Here is a 19,787-nt window from a genome sequence, read left to right as displayed (position 1 = left end):
TGTCGGACCCAGGGACTACGTTAAGCACGCATCAAGTAACACGCGGCGACGGCCTGGAGACAGCACCTTGAGCGATCCGTACGAGACAACCGAGCAGCATCTCGACCGACTCCTACGACGGGCACTCAACTCTTTCGACCTGCCCGACTGCACGGTCGAGCAACTCGGGACCGCGCTGGCCCACAGCAGCTCCCTGCACTCCTCGCACCACAGTTCCGTGCTGCATCGCGAAACCTACCGGCACACCTACCTGCTGGCCGACGGCTCCGCGCTCACCTTGTGGGAGCTGGTCCACAGCACCGCCGGGGACGCGGCGGACCCTCGGTCGCGGAGGCAGCCCGTTTTCCAGCGCCACGAGTTGTACGACGACGAGGCGGACGTCCATCTCGCTTCCGCCCGGCTGTCCGGCAATTTCTCCGACGTACCCGCGTTCGGAGAGGACGGCTCGCAGGCCGACCTGGAGATACTGACGGTCCTGATGGCCACTCCATCGGCCCCGCTGCCCCGGATGTACGCGCCGGACAACTCCGCGGACCACGCCCGCCGGGTCCTGCGCCGCGCGGAGAACAGCGACGTTCCGGGCGAGGAGACCGCGCGCCTCCTGCGGGCCGCGTTCGCCCACCACATCACCCAGATCTTCGGCAGGCAGTGCCGGGTCGACGGGCGGGACGCCGGATTCACGCTGTACGAGCACGCGTTCCTGCTTCTCGACGGCAGTGAAACGAGTCTCTGGGAGGTCGAGCACACGGCGACGCCGGACGGTCGCCACATGTGCGAGGTGTACGGGGACGAGAAGACGGCGCGCAAGGCGATGGAGAGCCGTACGCGTATCTGCTGACCGCTGCGCCGCCCGTCGCCCGATGGCCGAGGGCGGCTGCCGCCGAGCCGCACGCAAAGGTGCCCGCGCCCCCGAGTGGGTGCGGGCACCTTTGCGTGGGGGCAGACACCCTCAGGACGTCAGCACGGGCTCCTTGGCCACCTCGCCCGGCACACCGTCGGCGACCTGGACGTCCTCGCCGCCCTCCACGTGCTGGCGCGGCCGCGCGGGCAGCGCGAACATCACCAGGAAGATCACCGCGAGTACCCCGGCCACCCACCAGAGCGAGTGCTGGAACGCCTCGGCGAACGCCGGACCCACCGCGTCCGGCGCCAGCCGGTCGCTGATCGACCCGAAGAAGACGACCGAGACCAGGCCGAGCCCCAGCGCGTTGCCCATCTGCTGCACGGTGTTGATCAGCCCGGACGCCGACCCCGAGTGCTCCTTCGGCACCTCGGACAGCACCGCGTCCGTCAGCGGGGCCACGATCAGCCCCATCCCGATCCCCATGACCACCAGCGGCAGGGCCATCTGCCAGGGCGCGATGGACATGCCGTACCGGTCGGACTCCCAGATGTAGAGCAGCACCCCGGCGACCATCAGCAGCGCGCCCGCCTGCAGTACCTTGCGGCCGAACCGGGGCACCAGCTTCTGTACGGAGATCCCGGCGGCGAACGAGACGGCGATCGAGAACGGGATGCCGGTCGTGCCGGCCCGCAGCTCGCTCCAGCCGAGGCCGACCTGCATGTACAGCGTCCAGACCAGGAAGAAGATGCCGAGGGCGATCCCGAAGGTCAGCTGGACGGCGATGCCCGCCGCGAAGCTCTTGACCCGGAACAGCGAGAGTTCGACGAGCGGCGAACCGTCCTTGCGCGCCTTCCTCCGCTCGAACAGCACCAGGACCAGGAACACCAGCGCGCTGCCGATCATCGACGCGTACCCCCACAGCGGCCAGCCCAGCTCACGCCCCCGGGTCAGCGGGTAGAGCAGCATCAGCAGCCCCAGCGTCACCAGTGCGACACCGACCAGGTCGAGGCGGAGCGCCTTCGGCGCCTTGGACTCGGTGATGAACTTCCGCCCCAGGACCAGCCCCGCGATGCCGACCGGCAGGTTGATCAGGAAGATCGGCCGCCATTCCAGACCGGCGATGTTCCACTCGGTGAGCAGCGCGCCCAGCAGCGGTCCCAAGACCGCGCCGAGACCGACGACCGCGCCGAAGAGGCCGAAGACCTTGCCGCGCTCGTGCGCCGGAAACGTGGCGTGCACGATCGACAGCACCTGCGGGACCATCAGCGCCGCTGTGCCGCCCTGCAGAATGCGGGAGGCGACCAGCATCTCCGGGTTCGCGGCGAAGCCGCAGAGCGCCGAGGCCAGCGTGAAGCCGCCGATGCCGATGAGGAAGAGCCGCTTGCGGCCGTAGATGTCGCCGAGCCTGCCGCCGGTAATCAGACCGGCCGCGAATGCCAGGGCGTATCCGGCGGTGATCCACTGGATCGAGCTGAACGAGGCGCCGGTGTCCCGCTGGATGCTCGGGATGGCGATGTTGACGATGGTGACGTCGACAAGGTCCATGAAGGCCGCGGTCATCACGATGGCGAGCGCGAACCACCGGCGCCGGTCCGACGGGACCGAGGACACCGCGGGAGCGGCCGCCGTGGACGGCAGAGGGGATTCGGAAGAATTCATACGACGAAGGTAGAGGCCCATTAGGTCAGATCATGACCCAATGGGCAGGCATCCTGGGTCCATGACTGATACCCCGGCACGACTGCTGAATCTGCTGTCGCTCCTCCAGACACCGCGTGAGTGGCCGGGCAGCGAACTCGCCGAGCGGCTCCGGGTCAGCCCGCGCACCATCCGGCGCGACGTCGACCGGCTCCGCGACCTCGGCTATCCCGTCGAGGCCTCGCGCGGCTCGGTCGGCGGCTATCGCCTCGTCGCGGGCACCGCCATGCCGCCACTGCTGCTCGACGACGAGGAGGCGGTGGCCATCGCGGTGGGGCTGCGGGCGGGCGCCGGGCATGCCATCGAGGGGGTCGACGAGGCGTCCGTGCGGGCGCTGGCGAAGCTGGAACAGGTGCTGCCGTCACGGCTGCAGCATCGGGTCTCGGTCCTGCAGAACGCGACGGTGCCCCTGGCCCGCGGCGACGGTGCAACCATCGACCCGCAGACACTGACGGTGATGGCGGCTGCGGTCACCGGACAGGAGCGGCTGCGGTTCGCCTACCGGGCGGGGGACGGCGCCGAGACGAAGCGGCTGGTCGAGCCGTACCGGCTGGTGAGCACGGGGTGGCGGTGGTACCTCGTGGCGTACGACCTGGGGCGCGAGGCGTGGCGTTCGTTCCGCGTCGACCGGGTGAGCGAGCCGTTCGCCACGGGGGCCCGCTTCACCCCACGCAAGCTGCCCACGGGCGACGCCGCGGAGTTCCTTGCCGACTCCATCCAGCGCCGGCAGCCGGAACTGGCGGTCGAGGTGAGCTTCGCGGCCCCGGCGGAGTTCGTCACCGCCCGGCTGCCCTCGGTGTTCCGCCCGCTGGAGCCGACCGGCGAGCACAGCTGCCGGCTGCGGGCGGTCATGGCGGACTCGCTGGAGTGGGTGGCGCTCCGGCTGGCGCTGGTCGACTGCGAGTTCACCGCTCACGAGCCGCCGGAACTGGTGGCGCACCTGAGTGAGCTGGGTGCCCGTTTGACCCGCGCGACCGCTCCGTCCGAGTCGCCACCGGCGGAGCGGCCCGCGCATCCCGGCGCAAAGGAATGAGCCCCGGCGCCAGGGGGGGTGGGCGCCGGGACTCAGCTCAGGGGGTCCGTACGAAGCGACCCATATCGGAGGCTACTGGACGCGGGGTCACGCCGCAGCGTCAAAACCCGTGTCGTGGGCCATTCGCTTCAGTTCGAGCAGCGCGTGCTTCTCGATCTGACGGATCCGCTCCCGGGTCAGCCCGTGCTGCTTGCCCACCTCGGTGAGGGTCCGCTCACGGCCGTCCTCGATGCCGTACCGCATTCGGATGATCGACGCGGTGCGGTGGTCGAGCTTGCCGATCAGGTCCTCCAGTTCCTCGCTGCGCAGCAGCGTCATGACGGACTGCTCGGGCGACACCGCGGAGGTGTCCTCCAGCAGATCGCCGAACTGGGTCTCGCCCTCGTCGTCCACGGACATATTGAGGCTGACCGGGTCGCGGGCCCAGTCGAGGACGTCACCGACGCGCGTGGGCGTGGAGTCCAGCTCTGCGGCTATCTCCTCGTGCTCCGGGTCACGCCCGTGCTCACGGTTGAACTCGCGCTGCACACGGCGGATCCGGCCGAGCTCCTCCACCAGGTGGACGGGGAGTCGGATCGTACGGGACTGGTCGGCTATGGAGCGGGTGATGGCCTGGCGGATCCACCACGTCGCATACGTGGAGAACTTGAAGCCCTTGGCGTAGTCGAACTTCTCGACCGCACGCACCAGGCCTGCGTTTCCTTCCTGAATCAGGTCCAGCAGCGGAAGACCTGCCCGCGGGTAGCGGCGGGCTACAGCAACCACCAGTCGGAGGTTGGAACGGATGAAGATGTCCTTGGCACGCTCGCCCTCGGCGACCAGCGCCTCCAGCTCCTCACGCGTCGCTCCACCGGCTTCGCTCTCCACCGCACCGTCGAGGATCTGCCGCGCATACACGCCCGCCTCGACGGTCTGCGACAGTTCGACTTCCTTGGCGGCATCGAGCAGCGGCGTGCGCGCGATCTCGTCCAGGTACATGCCGACCAGGTCGCGATCGGCGATCTCTCCGCCCGCGGCGCGAACACTGCTTGCCCGGTTGGTCCCGCCACTGGCGGACGAACGACGGGCGACGGCACGGGTTGCCATGCGTGCTCCCTTGCTGAGTAGGTCGCGACACCCTCTCGGGTGCCCTGCATCCGATGGAAACAACGACTGGAATCCGGACAGAATTCCCATGGCTGGCATTCATTTTCGCGATCATGCAGTACCCTGTCCGGCTGCGAGGGGGAGTGCCCGTGTCGGAGTTCGGTACAGAGGTGCAGGTCAGGCCCGGCATCGAGGGTGATCTGGTGGCTCTCACGGACATCTACAACCACTACGTATGTGAGACCGCTCTCACATTCGATACCGCTCCCTTCACACCCGAACAGCGGCTGCCGTGGCTGCGCTCCCACCCTGAAGACGGCCCGCACCGCCTTCTGGTTGCTCAGGATGTCCGCATTGTCGGCCCCGCATCGATCCTGGGCTACGCCACCAGCAGCCCCTTCCGCCCCAAGGCGGCATACGCCACATCGGTCGAGGTGAGCGTGTACTGCGCGCCGTGGGCCACCGCACGCGGAATCGGCACCCTCCTCTACACGTCGCTTTTCGAGGCGCTCGCCGACGAGGACCTGAACCGCGCGTACGCGGGCATCACCCAGCCCAACGACGCCTCGGTCGCACTGCACAAACGTTTCGGCTTCCACCATGTCGGTACGTACGCCGAGGTGGGCCGGAAGTTCGACACGTACTGGGACGTGGCCTGGTACGAGAAGCGGCTGGGGCGGGAGACCTAGGACCCGGCGGGGTCTCGACGTAGGTCCGCAGCCCGTTACCGGCGGCGGGCCCCGCGCCTAGCGTGTTCCGGCATGACCGACACGACAGGCAGGACAGGCAGGACAGACTCGGCAAGCGCACCGGACCTGGCACCGGTCGACCCCACCGGCACGCTCGACGAGGCGCTGGAACGGCTCCACGCCGCGGGTCCCGAGCGCGACGGCTGGCTGAGCAACCACGGGCCGATGGCCGTCGAGGCGCTCGTACGGCACGGCCAGGCACCGGCCGTCCACCGCTGGCTCGACTATTACAGCCACAAGCTGGAGGACATGCCGGCCCCCGCGACCCGGATCACCGCGGAGAACTGGCACGAAGCCCTGGGCGACCCGCGGAGGATCGCCGACTGGACGATGTACTTCGCGCAGGAGACGGCCGGGCGCCCCTGGCAGGACGTCCTCACCGAATGGTGGCCGCGACTGCTGCCTGGCATCGCCGCGGGCGCCACCCACCCCGTGATCCGGGTCGGCCACGCCGTGCGCACCCTGCTCGGCGGCGGAGCGAACGCACCCCGGGTCACCGAGCTCGCGCATGGCCTGGGCTACTGGGCCGCCCGCCACCAGCCGCTGCCCGCGCTGAGCCCACCGGCGTCGCTCGCGCCCGCGCCGAGTGCCGCGGCCGCGCTGGACGCCGTACCGCCGGTGGCCGACCAGAGCGGCGGCATCCGCGACCGGCTGGCGCTGCTCACCACGTTCCCGCTGTGGCCGGAGCAGTACGCGGACGACCCGGACGTGGCGCGCGCCAGGCTGGCGGAACTGGTCAGCGCGGCGACCCACCGCTACGCCACCCACGGCCATGGCGATCCGATCATGCTGGTGCACGCCGCGACCGCACCCAACGCCGTGCTGCGTACGCTGCCCGCCCTCCCCCGTGAACTGTGGCCGCAGAGCCTGGCCGCCGCCTGGGCCGCGAGCGCCGCGGTCACCGCCGCGTACAGCCCGGCCGACCCCGTCCCGTGCACCGCGGCGCCGTCGGCATCCTCCGCGGACGAGATCTTCGCGCGGGCGGCGGCCCACGGCAACGACCACACCATCAAGTTCACCGACACCGCACTGGACGTCGGTGACACGACGGCCCTGGCCGCCGCGCTCCGCTCGATCGAACTGATCCCCCCGGCCCTCTGAGCACTCAGCCGAACTGCACCGAGCGCTTCGCAAGCCCCATCCAGAACCCGTCGATGATGCTGCGCCCTTGATCCAGCTCGCCCTCCGAGGCGCCCAGCGTCACGAAGAGCGGCGCGAAGTGCTCGGTGCGGGGGTGGGCCAGCCGCCCGGCCGGGGACTTGCGCTCGAAGTCCAGCAGCGCGTCGATGTCCTGCGCCTGCAGCGCCCGGTGCCCCCAGTCATCGAACTCCACCGACCAGCCGGGGTTGCCGCCGCCCGCGTGCCGCAGGGCTGCCAGGTTGTGGGTGAAGAAGCCGCTGCCGACGATCAGGACGCCCTCGTCGCGCAGGGGCGCGAGCTTGCGGCCGATGTCCATCAGCTTCTGCGGGTCCAGCGTCGGCATGGAGATCTGGAGTACGGGGATGTCGGCGCCCGGGAACATCTCCACCAGCGGGACGTACGCCCCGTGGTCGAGCCCGCGGTCCGGGATGTCCTGGACCGGCATACCGGCGCCGCGCAGCAGCTTGCGTACGCTCTCCGCCAGCTGCGGGGCACCCGGGGCCGCGTACTGCACGCGATAGTAGTGCTCCGGGAAGCCCCAGAAGTCGTAGACGAGCGGGACGGCCTCGGTGGCGCCGAGGGCAAGCGGAGCCTCCTCCCAGTGGGCGGAGACCATGAGGATCGCGGTGGGGCGCGGCAGCTCGGCGGACCAGGCGGCGAGCTGGCCGGGCCAGACGGGGTCGTCGGCCAGCGGCGGCGCACCGTGGGAGAGATAGAGGGCGGGCATGCGCTCCGCGGTGACAGTCATGACACTCCCCATCCACTACTGCTCAAAGCAAGTCTTCTGCGGCGGTGGGATCAGCTCATTGAAGCTTCAAGTTCCCACTCAAAGAGACCTTAGCCGCATCTAGTTCAACTTTCAAGAAAAGGTCGTACAGTGGGGTACATGACCACGGCATCCACCGGCGGGACCCGCTGGCTCTCCGACGAAGAACAGAGCGTGTGGCGCGCCTACCTCCACGCAACCACGCTCCTGGAAGACCACCTCGACCGCCAGCTGCAACGCGATGCCGGTATGCCGCACATCTATTACGGACTGCTCGTCCAGCTCTCCCAGGCGCCCGGCCGCCGGATGCGGATGACCGAGCTGGCCAAGGACGTCAAGATCACCCGCTCCCGGCTCTCGCACGCCGTCGCCCGGCTGGAGCGGAACGGCTGGGTGCGCCGCGAGGACTGCCCGTCCGACAAGCGCGGGCAGAACGCAGTCCTCACCGACGAGGGGTACGAGATGCTCCGCCGGTCCGCGCCGGGACATGTCCGCGCCGTACGCCAGGCGATGTTCGACCGGCTCACACCGGAGCAGGTGCGCTCGTTCGGCGAGATCATGCAGGTCATCGCCACCGGCCTGGAGCCGGAGGGTACGGACGCCGACCTGCCCTGGCTCCGCTGAGCCGCCTTCGCACACCCATACGGGTCTGCCCCGGTTCCGCTGAGCGGAACCGGGGCAGACCCGTGTTCACATCACTTCACGTCGCGCGTCCCGCGTCAGTGCGCGACGACCGGCACCTTGAACTCGTCCTCCACGCCATCGGCGTCACCGGAACCCGAGCCGGCCGGGGCGGTCGACGGACGCCCGGCGTTGATGAACGTCACCGCGATCGCGGAGGCCACCACCAGGATGCCGACCGCCCACCAGATGGCACCGGTGAAGCCGTGCACCATCGACTGCAGCTTCAGCAGCTGCGGGTCGGTCGCGCCGAGCGCGGCGTGCGAGGTGGCGTACGCCGTCGCGGCCGAGGCGGCGACGGTGTTCAGCAGCGCGGTGCCGATCGCGCCGCCGACCTGCTGCGAGGTGTTGACCATCGCGGACGCGACACCCGAGTCCCGCGGCTCGACCCCGTGCGTGGCCAGCGACATGGCCGGCATGAACGCCGTACCCATGCCCAGTCCCAGCAGGAGCTGCGCCGGGAGGATGAGCGCCGCGTACGAGGAGTCGACCTCCAGCTGCGTCAGCAGCAGCATGCCCACGGCGGCGGTCAGGAAGCCCGGACCCATCAGCTTGCGGGCCGGGACCCGCGTCATCAGCCGTGCGCCGATCTGCGTCGAACCGGTGATCATGCCCGCGATCATCGGGAGGAAGGCGAAGCCCGTCCTGATCGGCGAGTAACCCCTCACGACCTGCAGGTAGTACGTCAGGAAGAGGAACAGCCCGAACATCCCGATGACCGCCAGACCCAGCGAGAGGTAGACGCCGGCGCGGTTACGGTCCATCAGCACGCGGAGCGGCAGCAGCGGCGACGCGACCTTGGCCTCGGTCAGGACGAACGACAGAAGCAGCACACCGGAGGCGACGAACATGCCGACGGTCAGCGGGTCCGACCAGCCGGAGGACTCGGCACGGGTGAATCCGTACACCAGCGAGACCAGACCCAGCGCGGAGAGGACCACGCCCGGGATGTCGAGCGAGGAGCGGTTACGGCTGCCGGCCGGCTCACGGATCACGAAGTACGCGCCCGCGGCGGCGATGATGGCGAACGGGATGTTGACGAAGAACGTCCAGCGCCAGTTCAGCGTCTGGGTGAGGAAGCCGCCGAGGATCAGGCCGACGGCGCCGCCGCCACCGGCGATCGCCCCGTAGATGCCGAACGCCTTGGCGCGCTCCTTGGCGTCGGTGAACGTCACGGCGAGCAGCGAGAGTGCGGCCGGGGCGAGCAGGGCGCCGAAGGCACCCTGGAGCGCACGCGAGCCGAACAGCATGCCCTGGTTCTGCGCTGCACCACCGAGCGCGGAGGCCAGCGCGAAGCCGACCAGACCGACGACAAAGGTGCGCTTACGTCCCCAGAGGTCGGCGATCCGGCCGCCGAAGAGCAGCAGTCCGCCGAAGGCGAGGGCGTAGGCCGTGATGACCCACTGCTTGTTGGCATCGGTGATGCCGAGGGCCGTCTGCGCGTGCGGCAGCGCGATGTTCACGATCGTGGCATCGAGCACGACCATCAGCTGCGCGAGCGCGATGAAGGCCAGCGCTTTCCAGCGATTGGGGTCGGGAAGTCGGATATCAGCTGTTTTTGACATGGGCTAGCCACCTAAGGACGCGCGTGGACGCGAGGAGTCGTGAACCGTGATCCGTGACCGCGAAGAGGTGCACCCGGTCAGCGGTGAAAGCGGAGGAGGTGAGGGTGGTGGAAGTGGACGTGCGGTAAGTCGGGTGGCGAGGGCATGGCGGACACGCGGCCCGGAACCTGTCTCAGGAGCCGGGCACGGGCGTCATGAGCGACGCCGCAGAACCTCCAAGGTCGCCGCTGTCCCGGGCAGAACGGACCGGGCCGGAGCCTCCAGGCCGTCCAGGAACAGCTGGAGATGACGGTGGGCGAAGCGGTCGATGCCCTGGCAGGCGATGCCGGGCAGCGGCCGGGTGAGCTGGGAGAGGCCGACCAGTACGTCACCGACGGCGATGTCGGTGCGCAGGCGCCCCACGGACATGGCTCGCGCCACGAGCCCTTCGACGGCCTCTTCGAAGCGGCGACGCTCGGCGAGCAGTTCGGGATGGTCCCTGTCGAAGCTGCCGGACAGCATCGGGCAGAGCGCGCCGATGCGTTCGTCGGCCGCCGCGTGCACGAAGCGGCAGAGCGCGGCGAAGGGGTCGGCTTCCTCTGCCGCCGCCTCTTCCGCGCGTTCGGTGGTGCGGGAGGTGACCGAGAGGACGATCTCATGGATCAGTGCTGCGCGGTCGGGGAAGTTCCGGTAGAGCGTGGCGTTGCCGACGCTTGCACGGCGGGCCACCTCGTCGAGCGGCACATCCGGCCCGAACTCGACGAACATATCGCGCGCGGCCGCGACGATCCGCTCCCGGTTGCGCAGCGCGTCGGCCCGCGGGCGGGTCGTACGGCGCGGCACGGTTCCGGCGGCGGGGCGGTCAGCGGTTTTCACGAGATGGTCCTTCTCTTCCGGGTCTTCCTGGCCGTGCAGGTCCTGCGATGGCCTCCGCGCGCACAACCTCGGGCAAGCGGGGACCGCCTCCCCGTTTAGCTGGGGACACCAGGTTCAAACGGGGAATCGATCCCCGGTTATTTCCCGCTCCACCGTGACCTGGGTCACATCACGCAGGCGGGAAATTACACCGATCGGCGCACCCAGCGCGCGGCGCCGTACCGCCCGCCCGAGGGTGATTCAGAGAGGGCAGTCAGGGTCGGCCGACTGCCGCGGACCCCGAAGGCGCCTCTATGCAGCAGCCCCGCCGCCGGATACGCAACCAGCGCCACCCGGTCGCACTGGCGGGGGCAAGCGCCCTGGTCATAGGGGCTCTGGCCTCCGCCAGCAGCACGCTCGTGCCGCCCGGCCACGCCGGCGCGGGGCCGGTGACCAGCACCGAGGCGGCAGGGGTCGGACCGTGCCGAATAGCCGCGACGATGGGCGTGCAGATGTCGGAGGGTATGCCGACGCCGACGGGGTACGCCCATTCCACGGGCCAGGTCCACGCACTGAACCTGATGATCGACTTCCCGGACGCGCCGGGACCGGAGCCGGCGCTCAAACGGCTCGCCGAATTCTTCCCGCAGACCACCAACTGGTTCCGCACCAGTTCGTACGGCCGGCTCATCTACCGGCCCGACGCCCCCGTGAAGAGCTGGCTTCGGATGCCTCTGCCGTTCTCGGCGTACGGGATAGGGCGCGGCTCAACGTACGAGCCGGGCTACCGGCACCTGGTCCAGGACATCGTGGCCCTCGCCGACCCGAAGGTGGACTTCGGCGCGTACGACCTGGTCAACATCCTGGTCACACCGAACGCCGGACCCCCCGCCCTGGACACCGTCCTGTCCGTGACCTTCTCCGGCAACGACGACGCACCGCTCGCGGATGGTGCCCCGCTCTCCAACACGTCCTTCATCTACAGCCGCCAGGACGACGGCTCGGGCTCGTACGCACAGACCGGCTACCGCGTCCTGCCGCACGAGAACGGCCATATCTTCGGCCTGCCCGACCTTTACACCATGGAGGGCGGCGGTTCGGTCGGGCACTGGGACATCATGTCCGAGGACTGGGGGGCCAACAACGACTTCCTCGGCTGGCACAAGTGGAAACTCGGCTGGCTCGACAAGAACCAGGTCAGCTGCGCGTCCAAGCCAGGCACCACCGACCACGTCCTCACGCCCCTTGCCACCCGGGGCGGCCGGAAGCTGGCCTTCGTGCCGCTGACCGGGCAGTCCGGCTACGCGATGGAGGTACGGACCCAGGCGGGCAACGACCAGGCGGTCTGCCGGCCCGGCGTACTGATCTACAAGGTCAGCTCCGACGTCGACACGGGCGAGGGTCCGATCTCCGTCGTGGACAGCACCAAGGACAGCGGCGGCTGCACGCGGCTGCCCAATGTGCATGCCGAACTCTCCGACGCCCCGTTCCAGCCCGGCCAGAGCTTCACCGACCGGACCAACGGCATACGCATATCCGTCGTCGACAAGGACTCCAGGGGGAACTACCGGGTCCGCGTCACCCGCCTCTGATCACACCCCCTCCTCGCTGCGTCTGAGAGTGCGGACCTCCTCGTCGACCACCCTGCGCAGCTCACGCTTGAGGATCTTCCCGGTCGGGTTCCGGGGCAGTTGCTCGTCCCGCACGAGGACATGGGCCGGGACCTTGAAGGCGGCCAGGCTCCGCCCGACGTGCGCCCGCAGCTCGTCGGCCGTGACGGTGGCACCGGGCCGCAGCCGGACGACCGCCGCGACCTCCTCGCCCAGGACCGGATGCGACACCCCCAGCACCGCCGCGTCCTCGACGTCCACGTGGTCGTGGAGCGCGGCCTCGACCTCCACGCAGTACACGTTCTCGCCGCCACGGATCACCATGTCCTTGATCCGGTCGACGATGGTGACCCGCCCGTCGCGCACCAGCGCGAGATCACCGGTCCGGAACCAGCCGTCCGTGAACGCCTCGGCCGTCGCCGCCTCATCGCGCCAGTAGCCACGGACCAGCGACTGGCCTCGCAGCCACAGCTCGCCGATCTCCCCCTCGGGCAGCGTCTCACCCGCCGGACCGGTGATCCGCACCTCGGTGACGGGTGTCGGCCGGCCGACACTGCCTGGGTGGAGCCGGTACTCGGCGCCGAAGTTGGCCAGGACGCCGCCGCTCGTCTCAGTGAGGCCGTAGCCGTTGCGCGGCTCGATCCGCTCGCCGTAGCGGGCGGTGAGCCGTGCGACCAGGTCGGGCGGGGCGGCGGCGCCACCGGTGTTCAGCATCCGGAGGCTCTCCAGCCGGTCGTCCGCACGCTCGGCGGCGGCGAGCAGCTGAAGGGCGGTGGCCGGGACGCCGGCGTAGTGGGTGACGCCGTGCTCCCGGATCAGCCGGAGCGCCTCCTCGGCGTCCCACTTCCGCATGACCACGAGCGAGCCGCCCGCGGCCATCGCAGCGTAGAAACCGGTGAACGCGGCGACATGGAAGAACGGGAAGGTCATCAGCGTGACAGGAGCGGGCCCCTGTCCCGGGATGACCCCGCGGCCCAGCGCGGAAGCGGCCGCATGGAACCGCGGGTTGAGTGCGGCCCCCGCCTGGGCGAGCTGGGTGGCGACAGCGCCCTTGGGCCGCCCTGTGGTGCCCGAGGTGTACATGATCGTCGCGTCGTCCTCGGGCCGGATCCCGACCTCGGGCGGTGCGGCGAACGGGTCGGGCGCGGGCAGGTCCTCGTACCGCTCGACCCCCTCCGGAACCGCGCCGTCCCGGTGGTGGAAGACGACGACGCGCGCCCCGGCCTTCTCCGCCCAGGCGGCAACCCGCGGCAGCCGCTCACCGTCCACCAGCAGCACCCGCGGCTCGCAGTCGTCGAGCGCGTAGGCGAACTCGCCCTCCGTCCACCAGGCGTTGAGCGGTACGGCGACCAGACCGGCCAGCTGCGCCGCCCAGAAGGCGATCTGCCACTCGGGGTGATTGCGCATCGCAACAACGGCCCGGTCACCGGGGCGGAGCCCGTACTCCTCGGTCATCCGGCACGCCAGTGCGGATGCGGCGGCGAAGAACTCCCCGTACGAGTAGCTGCGCCCGGCGCCGATCAGGAACGGGTGGTCCCCGAAGGCCCAGGTGGTCTCGACGAACTCGCGAAGGGTCCTGGGCCCGCTCGCATAGATGAGCGAGCCCGCCTGCACGCCGTCCTGAGCCCGCACGACAGCGAACGGCGCGCCGGGTCCGGTGAGCGCGGCGTCGATTCGGGCGGCGGACGCTGCGGCGGCGGGCGATTCGGCCGCGGCGGGCGATTCGGCGGAGGACGGGGAAGCTGTGGAGGCGGCGGATGGGGTCGGATCGGGGTGCGGCACGAACGACCTTTCAAGCGCCTGCTCAGGACTCCGCGACGCTATGCCCGCCCCCATCCCCCGTCAAGGCACCGCCCCGCCCCGCGCACCCCCTTCACCTGCCCCGCTGCACGCCTCGTCGTCGTACGCAGTCGCGGACGCACCTCTACGCCTAGGTACGGATACTCAGGCCCGGTTGAGCGAACGCGCGGACGTCACGCAGCGCACCCGACCCGTAACGTCCGCACCAGCAACCTCATTGAGCACACCGGAAGTTGAATGCCGCTCTCCCGGACGGTGCCCGGGCCACGGGGAGGAGACCACGCATGGCGTGGGACGAGTGGGAACAGATCAAAGCCGATGTGACGAATCGGCAGCCCGTAGCGATGCGGCTCAACCATGTTCCGATTGAGCCCGGCTCCGGGCCCAGCGCCGTAACGGGCGGCCTGACGTCCAGCAAGAAGGCGTGGACCACGGCCGGGGAAGGGGTGGGCTCCCTTCGCCAGAGCGTCAGCACCGCGCTGACCAAACTGGAGGACGGCCAGGCAGGGCTCGGCGAGATCACGGGCTGTCTGAGCGCGGCGGCGCAGCAAGACGTGTACGACTCGTGGAAGAAGTACGCCGAAAGCGTCAGCGAGCGGTGCGGCTCACTTCAGAAGATCCTGGAGCAGGTGGGCCGCGACCTGTTGACGACCGATGAGGCGGTCAAGGGCGAGATGCACAAGCTGAACCTCGCGTACGCGGACACGGACGCCGTCGGCGGCCAGGCGCAGGGCCGGTGACGGCGGCATGGACTACGCCACCCTCAAAACCTTCAAACCGTCCGAGTTCGAGGACGCCGCCGACGGATACCGCTCCATGGGCAGCATGGCCCAGGCGGCCAAGGACCACATCGAGAAGACCGTCGCCGCGGGCATGCGCAAGACATTGAACGGTGAGGCGGCGGAGGCGTCACAGAGGCAGCTTCAAGCCCTGGCGAAGAACTTCCACTACGCCCTGACCGAATGCGGCGTGATCAGCACGGCCCTCAACGGGTTCGCCTACGACATGGCGGCCGCCAAGCAGAAGCTGACCGCGGCGGTCGAGGACGCCCAGGCGGACGGCTGCAGGGTGAACGGGGACGGCTCGGTCGCGTATCCAGCGGGTCAGAAGCCGGGCGACGAGAAGGTCGCTGACGGCGGCACGGTGACCGGGAGCGCCGGAGGCAGCCAGACCTCCGATGCCCTGGAGCGCCAGGCGGCGAACATCCACCCGAACCCGAACTACGGCAAGGCGATGGGGTACGCGAATCGGATCGCCGACGCGCTGAAGGAAGCCACGGACGCGGACGCGAAGTGGGCGCCGAAAGTACGGGCCCTCAAGGCCGATGACGACCTGACCGTGTCCGCCCGGGACTGGACGGACGTCACGTCGGACACGGGGGGCGTGCGCGAGACAGCCGATGCCTACCTCGACACGATCAAGCCACCGCCCAAGAACGGCTGGCCCCAGGACAACGCCAATTGGTGGAAAGACCTCTCCGAGGAGCAGCGCGCAGCCTACGTCTCCATGCACCCCGCGAGCATCGGAGCGCTCGATGGCCTTCCCTCCGACGTACGCGACGACGCGAACCGCATGGTGCTCGCGGAACAACGCGCCGCCAAGCAGGTGGAGTACGACGCCTGGCTCAAGAAGGAACCGGAGCACTACAAGCCCTACATCAGCCCCATCACGGGTCGCGACGTGAAGGGCGCGATGGTCCCGACCGAGGAGTGGAAGGAGTGGAACGAGAAGAAGAAGCAGCTTGAGAACGGCTACAAGGGCATGGACGCCATCCAGAGTCGTTTCGACAGCTACACGAGCGAGAGCAATCGCCCCTATCTGCTCGGATTCGACGGCAACGACATGGGGCGCGCCATCGTCTCCATCGGAAATCCGGACACCGCCGACAACGTGGTGACGTACGTGCCCGGCACGTTCGCCAAGCTGGAGTCCATCGACGGGGACGTCGGCAGGGCTGCGGCACTCCAGTTGGAGGCGGAGCGCCAGGATCCCGCCCACTCGACGGCATCGATCGTGTGGCTCGGGTACGACGCCCCGCAGGCCATCGCGACCGATGCGACGGAGACCAAGTGGGCCGACAAGGCAGAGGAGCCACTGGGCAACTTCCTGCAGGGCATCGAGGAAGCCAATCATCGCGACGTGAACCAGACACTCCTGGGTCACAGCTATGGGTCCTTGGTGGCAGGCCAGACGATGAGATCCCACCTGGACCTGCCGGTCGACAACGCGATCATGGTGGGCAGTCCGGGCGTGGGCGTGGATCACGCGAAGGACCTGAACATCGCGCCAGACCGTGTCTTCGCGGCCACCGCCAAGAACGACCTCATCAACCTCGCCCCGCCCCCGGCAGGCCCCCTGGCCCCCCTCAACCCGAAGGCGTACATGGAGCTCTTCGACAACCACTCGATCGTCCACGGAACCGACCCGGTCTCCGACAACTTCGGCGGCAGGGTCTTCGACGTCCCCGACGGGAAGTTGCCGGGCTCGGGCGGCGAAATGATGCCCGCGCACTCCCAGTACTGGGACGAAAAGCCCCTTGGCAGCCTGGCAAAGATCATTACTGGAGGACAGCCGTGAATCTACGCAAAGTAATCCCGGCTGCCGCACTGCTGGCCATGACGATCACGGTGACCGCGTGCGGGGCGCAGGAGGACGGACAGGAAAACGGCGGAGAGACACCGAAGCAGGTCACGATGAATGAGCAGCAGGCGATCGACCGGGCAGAGGAAATCATTCACCAGGCGGTGGACGGGATGTCCCCCAAGCCGACACTGGAGCGCATCGGCCCCCAGCCCGTTGGCCCCTGCATCGCCAGAGACGACCACGGCCCTGACGACCGCGTGCAGGTCACCCTCGCCTACAAACTGACCGGTGTTCCGGGGGTCGAGGCCAAGAACCTCGTGCGGCAGGCACGAGACGCCTGGCTGAAGCAGGGCTACAAGTACAACTCGTCGGGCGAGGACGACTGGTCCGGCCCCTTTCCGTCGGTCTACATGCGTACGGAGCCCGACGACTTCTGGATGGACGCCATAACCGGCGTCGTGGATCGCGCCAAGGGCGCGGGCCTCGCCTCTCTCAAGGTGACATCGCCCTGTTTCCTCCCGCCGGGGAAGTCCTCGGCGTCGACTATGGCCGACCCCGCCGCACTGGGGGACCTGCAGGCCGACAATCCCACCACGCGCCGTGCCCTCGCCCACTCCAGCCGGATCTACGACGCCCTGCGGATCGAGTCGGCGCCCACGCAGCCCGGGGAAGGCCTCAGCACGGTCCAGGGCGAGTCCGGGACCTCGGTCCACCACACCTGGTCGAGCGAACCGTTGCCGGAGGACGAGACGGCACGGGCCCTGGCACTCGCGCAGGCGTACTTCCAGAGCGAGGGATGGAGCGTGCGCCAGGTGCCGACGCGCGGGGGCACCCCTGTCGTCGTCGCCCGCCACCCCGAAGAGGGCACGATCGCACAGGTCGCAGCCTCGAACACCGGCGCGGTGCGCATCGCGGTGACGACGCCCGTGGGCGGTCCGGCTTCCGCAGACGTCTGACAGCCGGCCCGGCCCCGCGTCCCGCCGGGGCGGGTCCAGTCGCGTTCCCGGATCGGACCGCGCGTGAGCGGCGACAGCCGGGCCGATTCGGCGCTGCCGATCTACATCGGCTACGCCTGGCTCAGCAACTCCGCCGCCCGAGCAAAGATCATCCACGCCCTCGCTGCCTGAGCCAGTGCGCACGTATCTCCGCCTACGGATCATGCACCACCCGCTACACTGACCGCGGTGGCTACGCCCTCCCGGGCTGCCACCGCGACCTGTCGCCAAGCACGCCTGATCGGTCCGCCTACCTCGGCAGACTTTCAGACACGTTTTCCGACAGATCCCCGCCTTCGTAGCTCAGGGGATAGAGCACCGCTCTCCTAAAGCGGGTGTCGCAGGTTCGAATCCTGCCGGGGGCACCAGGCAAAAGGCCCCGGACCGATCATGGTCCGGGGCCTTTGCCATCAGTTTTTGACATCAACGAGGGCGGTCACTCACGGCTAGGGCGCCTCTTGAGCAGCCGGTCCATGTGGCTGATGGCCTCGCGCTGCGTGTCGTGGACGACGTGCGTGTAGACGTCCATGGTGATGCTGATCTGGCTGTGCCCGAGGATCTCCATCACGACGCGGGGCGCGACCCCGGCCGCGGTGAGGAGCGTCGCGCAGCCGTGCCGGGCATCGTGCAGCCGGACGACGCGGAGGCCGGCGGAGTCGGCTACGCGGGTGAAGGAGCGGTACACGTTGCGCGGCTCGACCGGGCGACCGGTGCGGGTGGTGAAGACGTGGCCGTTCTCGTCCCAGGACTCCCCCGCACGCTGCTTCGCGGCCGCCTGGCGCATCCGATGCCAGCGCAGCGGCGGGATGCACATCGCCGGGAGCGGCAGGGCACGATGGCGGCGGTTCTTGGTCTCGTCGTCATAGAGGACTCCGCGCCGTCGCTGGGTCTGCTGCCGGACGTAGATCACGCGGTTGTCCAGGTCGATATCGGTCCAGCGGAGACCGATGATCTCGCCCCGGCGGAGGCCCATGGCGATGGCGAGCACGAAGGCCGCGTACAGCGGGTCCTTACGGGCGGCGGCGAGGAAGCCCAGGGTCTCGTCGAGTGTCCAGGGGCTCAGCTCCCGGGACTTGGCACGCGGCGGCTCGACGAGGGCGGCCACGTTCCGGGTCACCAGTTCCTCGCGGCAGGCGGCGCTGAGAGCCGTGCGCAGCACGCGGTGAGACTCCTTGGCAGTGGCCGCGGTCGTCTTGTTCTCCAGCTGAACGATGAAGCGCCGGACATCGGCAACGCCAAGAGATTCCAGCCGCTTCGAGCCCAGCATGGGCACGACGTAGAGCCGCACGTGAGCTTCGTACTTGTCGTACGTGCTCAGCTTGCGCCGGGGCTTGATGATGTTGTCGAGCCAGTACGGCAGCCACTCCGAGAGCCTGGCCGAACGGGTGGGCACGGGGACGCCCTGGTCGACCTTGTCGAGTAGTTCGCGGCGCTTGGCGTCGCACTCAGCCCAGGTCTTGCCGTAGGCGAACTTGCGAGCCCGGGTGCCATCCGGCTGGAGGACGTAGACGGCAGCCTGATAGCGGCCGTCCTTGCGCTTGGTGATCGTGCCCGCGCCGTTGGGGTTGCGCTTGCGCTGGGAGGCCATCAGGCAACCTCCTCGATCTCGCGGGTAATGAAGTCCCGTACGGCGTCTGCAGGTACACGCCGGGAAGAAACCGGCATCCGGGTCGAGGTCGACGAGCTCACAGGGGTCTACAAGAACACGACCCGCGGCATCGTCGCCCTGGTGTTCCGCTGCAAGCCGTCAGGAGGCATCGAGCGAACCTCCGCCGAGTCGACGGCAGTTGACTGGCTCACCCCCGAAGAGGTCGCTGAGCGGATGGCAGAGGTGTACGCGGTCCGGCTACTCGACGCCCTCGACGGGGCAGGCCCTCATGTCCGGAGCCACGACGGCCACCGACTGACGACGGCGCGGTGACCATGCAGCCGCAGCGAACGATGAGCCGCGCAGAGGCCGTGTCCCTAGTCCAGTGCCTCTTGGACGTTGTTGCCGACGAATCGGAGACAGGCGAGATCCTCGACGCCCTGGAGCGCGGACTGGTGTGCCCCCACATCAGCGACTACATCTACTGGGACTCCGACCAGGAGTTGAGCGCCGAAGAGATCGTCGACCGGGCCTTGGCATACAAGCCGATCGCCCTCTGAGCTCTAGGGCTCGTATTGAGTTGTGATCAATCGGTGGTCCGGGTTATAAGCTGTTGTCTTTCCGGACTTGAGGTCTGCGTTTCCGCTGGTCGGGCGTAGGGTCGGCGGTCCCGTGGGAGTAGTGGCCTGTCGTGCTGTCGCTCCCTGGGGAGGTCGTGGATGTCAATCCCCTGGAAACGTAGAGGCCTTCCTTACGCGGCTTGGTCCTTCTGGTGGTGCTCGGCTCGTGCTTCGCTGATGGTGCGTTCGAACTCG

Annotated in this window: 18 protein-coding genes and 1 tRNA gene; 12 read left to right on the top strand and 7 right to left on the bottom strand. The window is 69.1% G+C overall.

Features of this window, described 5'->3' with window-relative positions:
* The first annotated feature begins 67 nt into the window (after window positions 1–67).
* On the top strand, window positions 68–838 hold the full coding sequence (locus ACIBB8_RS17215; protein ID WP_398952867.1) for a DUF6227 family protein: 771 nt from the start codon (window positions 68–70) through the stop codon (window positions 836–838).
* A gap of 111 nt (window positions 839–949) precedes the next feature.
* Here ACIBB8_RS17215 and ACIBB8_RS17210 read toward each other — a convergent pair whose 3' ends face one another.
* Window positions 950–2,503 carry an MFS transporter gene (locus ACIBB8_RS17210; RefSeq protein WP_398952865.1) on the bottom strand — a complete coding sequence of 518 codons (1,554 nt, stop codon included), beginning with the start codon at window positions 2,501–2,503 and terminating at the stop codon, window positions 950–952.
* A 61-nt stretch (window positions 2,504–2,564) separates the two neighbouring features.
* Between ACIBB8_RS17210 and ACIBB8_RS17205 the strand changes: the two genes are divergently transcribed.
* Window positions 2,565–3,575: a helix-turn-helix transcriptional regulator gene (locus ACIBB8_RS17205; RefSeq protein WP_398952863.1), complete on the top strand. Its 1,011-nt coding sequence runs from the start codon at window positions 2,565–2,567 to the stop codon at window positions 3,573–3,575.
* 87 nt (window positions 3,576–3,662) lie between these two features.
* Here the strand turns inward: ACIBB8_RS17205 and ACIBB8_RS17200 are convergent, their stop codons facing one another.
* Window positions 3,663–4,661, bottom strand: coding sequence for an RNA polymerase sigma factor RpoD/SigA (locus ACIBB8_RS17200; protein ID WP_398952861.1), 999 nt, complete (start codon window positions 4,659–4,661; stop codon window positions 3,663–3,665).
* Between the two features lie 113 nt (window positions 4,662–4,774).
* On the opposite strand from ACIBB8_RS17200, the gene ACIBB8_RS17195 reads away from it, so the two are divergent.
* Both ACIBB8_RS17195 and ACIBB8_RS17190 read left to right on the top strand, forming a co-directional pair.
* A complete protein-coding gene (locus ACIBB8_RS17195; protein ID WP_398952859.1) occupies window positions 4,775–5,350 on the top strand; it encodes a GNAT family N-acetyltransferase in 576 nt (191 codons plus the stop codon).
* Window positions 5,351–5,422: 72 nt separating this feature from the next.
* Window positions 5,423–6,511 (top strand): questin oxidase family protein, encoded by a 1,089-nt coding sequence (locus ACIBB8_RS17190; protein ID WP_398952857.1) that lies wholly within the window; start codon window positions 5,423–5,425, stop codon window positions 6,509–6,511.
* A 4-nt stretch (window positions 6,512–6,515) separates the two neighbouring features.
* Here the strand turns inward: ACIBB8_RS17190 and ACIBB8_RS17185 are convergent, their stop codons facing one another.
* On the bottom strand, window positions 6,516–7,298 hold the full coding sequence (locus ACIBB8_RS17185) for a dioxygenase (protein WP_398952855.1): 783 nt from the start codon (window positions 7,296–7,298) through the stop codon (window positions 6,516–6,518).
* Window positions 7,299–7,427: 129 nt separating this feature from the next.
* Here ACIBB8_RS17185 and ACIBB8_RS17180 point away from each other — a divergent pair, with 129 nt between their 5' ends.
* Complete coding sequence (locus tag ACIBB8_RS17180) at window positions 7,428–7,940, top strand: MarR family winged helix-turn-helix transcriptional regulator (protein ID WP_398952853.1); 513 nt, start codon at window positions 7,428–7,430, stop codon at window positions 7,938–7,940.
* 95 nt (window positions 7,941–8,035) lie between these two features.
* Here ACIBB8_RS17180 and ACIBB8_RS17175 read toward each other — a convergent pair whose 3' ends face one another.
* The gene (locus tag ACIBB8_RS17175) at window positions 8,036–9,562 is read right to left on the bottom strand and encodes an MFS transporter (protein WP_398952851.1); all 1,527 of its coding nucleotides are present in this window, start codon (window positions 9,560–9,562) and stop codon (window positions 8,036–8,038) included.
* Window positions 9,563–9,754: 192 nt separating this feature from the next.
* On the bottom strand, window positions 9,755–10,417 hold the full coding sequence (locus ACIBB8_RS17170) for a TetR/AcrR family transcriptional regulator (RefSeq protein WP_398952849.1): 663 nt from the start codon (window positions 10,415–10,417) through the stop codon (window positions 9,755–9,757).
* Window positions 10,418–10,710: 293 nt separating this feature from the next.
* Here ACIBB8_RS17170 and ACIBB8_RS17165 point away from each other — a divergent pair, with 293 nt between their 5' ends.
* Window positions 10,711–11,988, top strand: a complete 1,278-nt coding sequence (locus tag ACIBB8_RS17165) for a M6 family metalloprotease domain-containing protein (protein WP_398952847.1) — start codon at window positions 10,711–10,713, stop codon at window positions 11,986–11,988.
* On the opposite strand, the gene ACIBB8_RS17160 is transcribed toward ACIBB8_RS17165, so the two are convergent.
* On the bottom strand, window positions 11,989–13,788 hold the full coding sequence (locus ACIBB8_RS17160; RefSeq protein ID WP_398952845.1) for a class I adenylate-forming enzyme family protein: 1,800 nt from the start codon (window positions 13,786–13,788) through the stop codon (window positions 11,989–11,991).
* 302 nt (window positions 13,789–14,090) lie between these two features.
* On the opposite strand from ACIBB8_RS17160, the gene ACIBB8_RS17155 reads away from it, so the two are divergent.
* The 4 genes from ACIBB8_RS17155 (at window position 14,091) to ACIBB8_RS17140 (ending at window position 17,752) form a co-directional block, all read left to right on the top strand.
* Window positions 14,091–14,546, top strand: coding sequence for a hypothetical protein (locus ACIBB8_RS17155; protein ID WP_366694050.1), 456 nt, complete (start codon window positions 14,091–14,093; stop codon window positions 14,544–14,546).
* Window positions 14,547–14,553: 7 nt separating this feature from the next.
* Window positions 14,554–16,383, top strand: coding sequence for an alpha/beta hydrolase (locus tag ACIBB8_RS17150; protein WP_398952843.1), 1,830 nt, complete (start codon window positions 14,554–14,556; stop codon window positions 16,381–16,383).
* A complete protein-coding gene (locus ACIBB8_RS17145; RefSeq protein WP_398952841.1) occupies window positions 16,380–17,345 on the top strand; it encodes a hypothetical protein in 966 nt (321 codons plus the stop codon). The genes ACIBB8_RS17150 and ACIBB8_RS17145 overlap by 4 nt, the downstream gene beginning before the upstream one ends.
* A gap of 331 nt (window positions 17,346–17,676) precedes the next feature.
* A tRNA-Arg gene (locus ACIBB8_RS17140) sits at window positions 17,677–17,752 on the top strand.
* Between the two features lie 68 nt (window positions 17,753–17,820).
* On the opposite strand, the gene ACIBB8_RS17135 is transcribed toward ACIBB8_RS17140, so the two are convergent.
* On the bottom strand, window positions 17,821–18,972 hold the full coding sequence (locus tag ACIBB8_RS17135; protein ID WP_398952839.1) for a tyrosine-type recombinase/integrase: 1,152 nt from the start codon (window positions 18,970–18,972) through the stop codon (window positions 17,821–17,823).
* Between the two features lie 27 nt (window positions 18,973–18,999).
* On the opposite strand from ACIBB8_RS17135, the gene ACIBB8_RS17130 reads away from it, so the two are divergent.
* Together ACIBB8_RS17130 and ACIBB8_RS17125 are read left to right on the top strand one after the other, a co-directional pair.
* A complete protein-coding gene (locus tag ACIBB8_RS17130; RefSeq protein WP_366694054.1) occupies window positions 19,000–19,305 on the top strand; it encodes an NUDIX hydrolase in 306 nt (101 codons plus the stop codon).
* A gap of 59 nt (window positions 19,306–19,364) precedes the next feature.
* Window positions 19,365–19,532, top strand: a complete 168-nt coding sequence (locus tag ACIBB8_RS17125; protein WP_366694055.1) for an e9imm peptide — start codon at window positions 19,365–19,367, stop codon at window positions 19,530–19,532.
* Window positions 19,533–19,787 lie beyond the last annotated feature (255 nt).

It is taken from the genome of Streptomyces sp. NPDC051286, assembly GCF_044455345.1.
Classification (GTDB): Bacteria; Actinomycetota; Actinomycetes; order Streptomycetales; family Streptomycetaceae; genus Streptomyces.
Note: the sequence above shows the minus strand (reverse complement) of the source record. Positions and strands in the feature narration are given on the sequence as shown.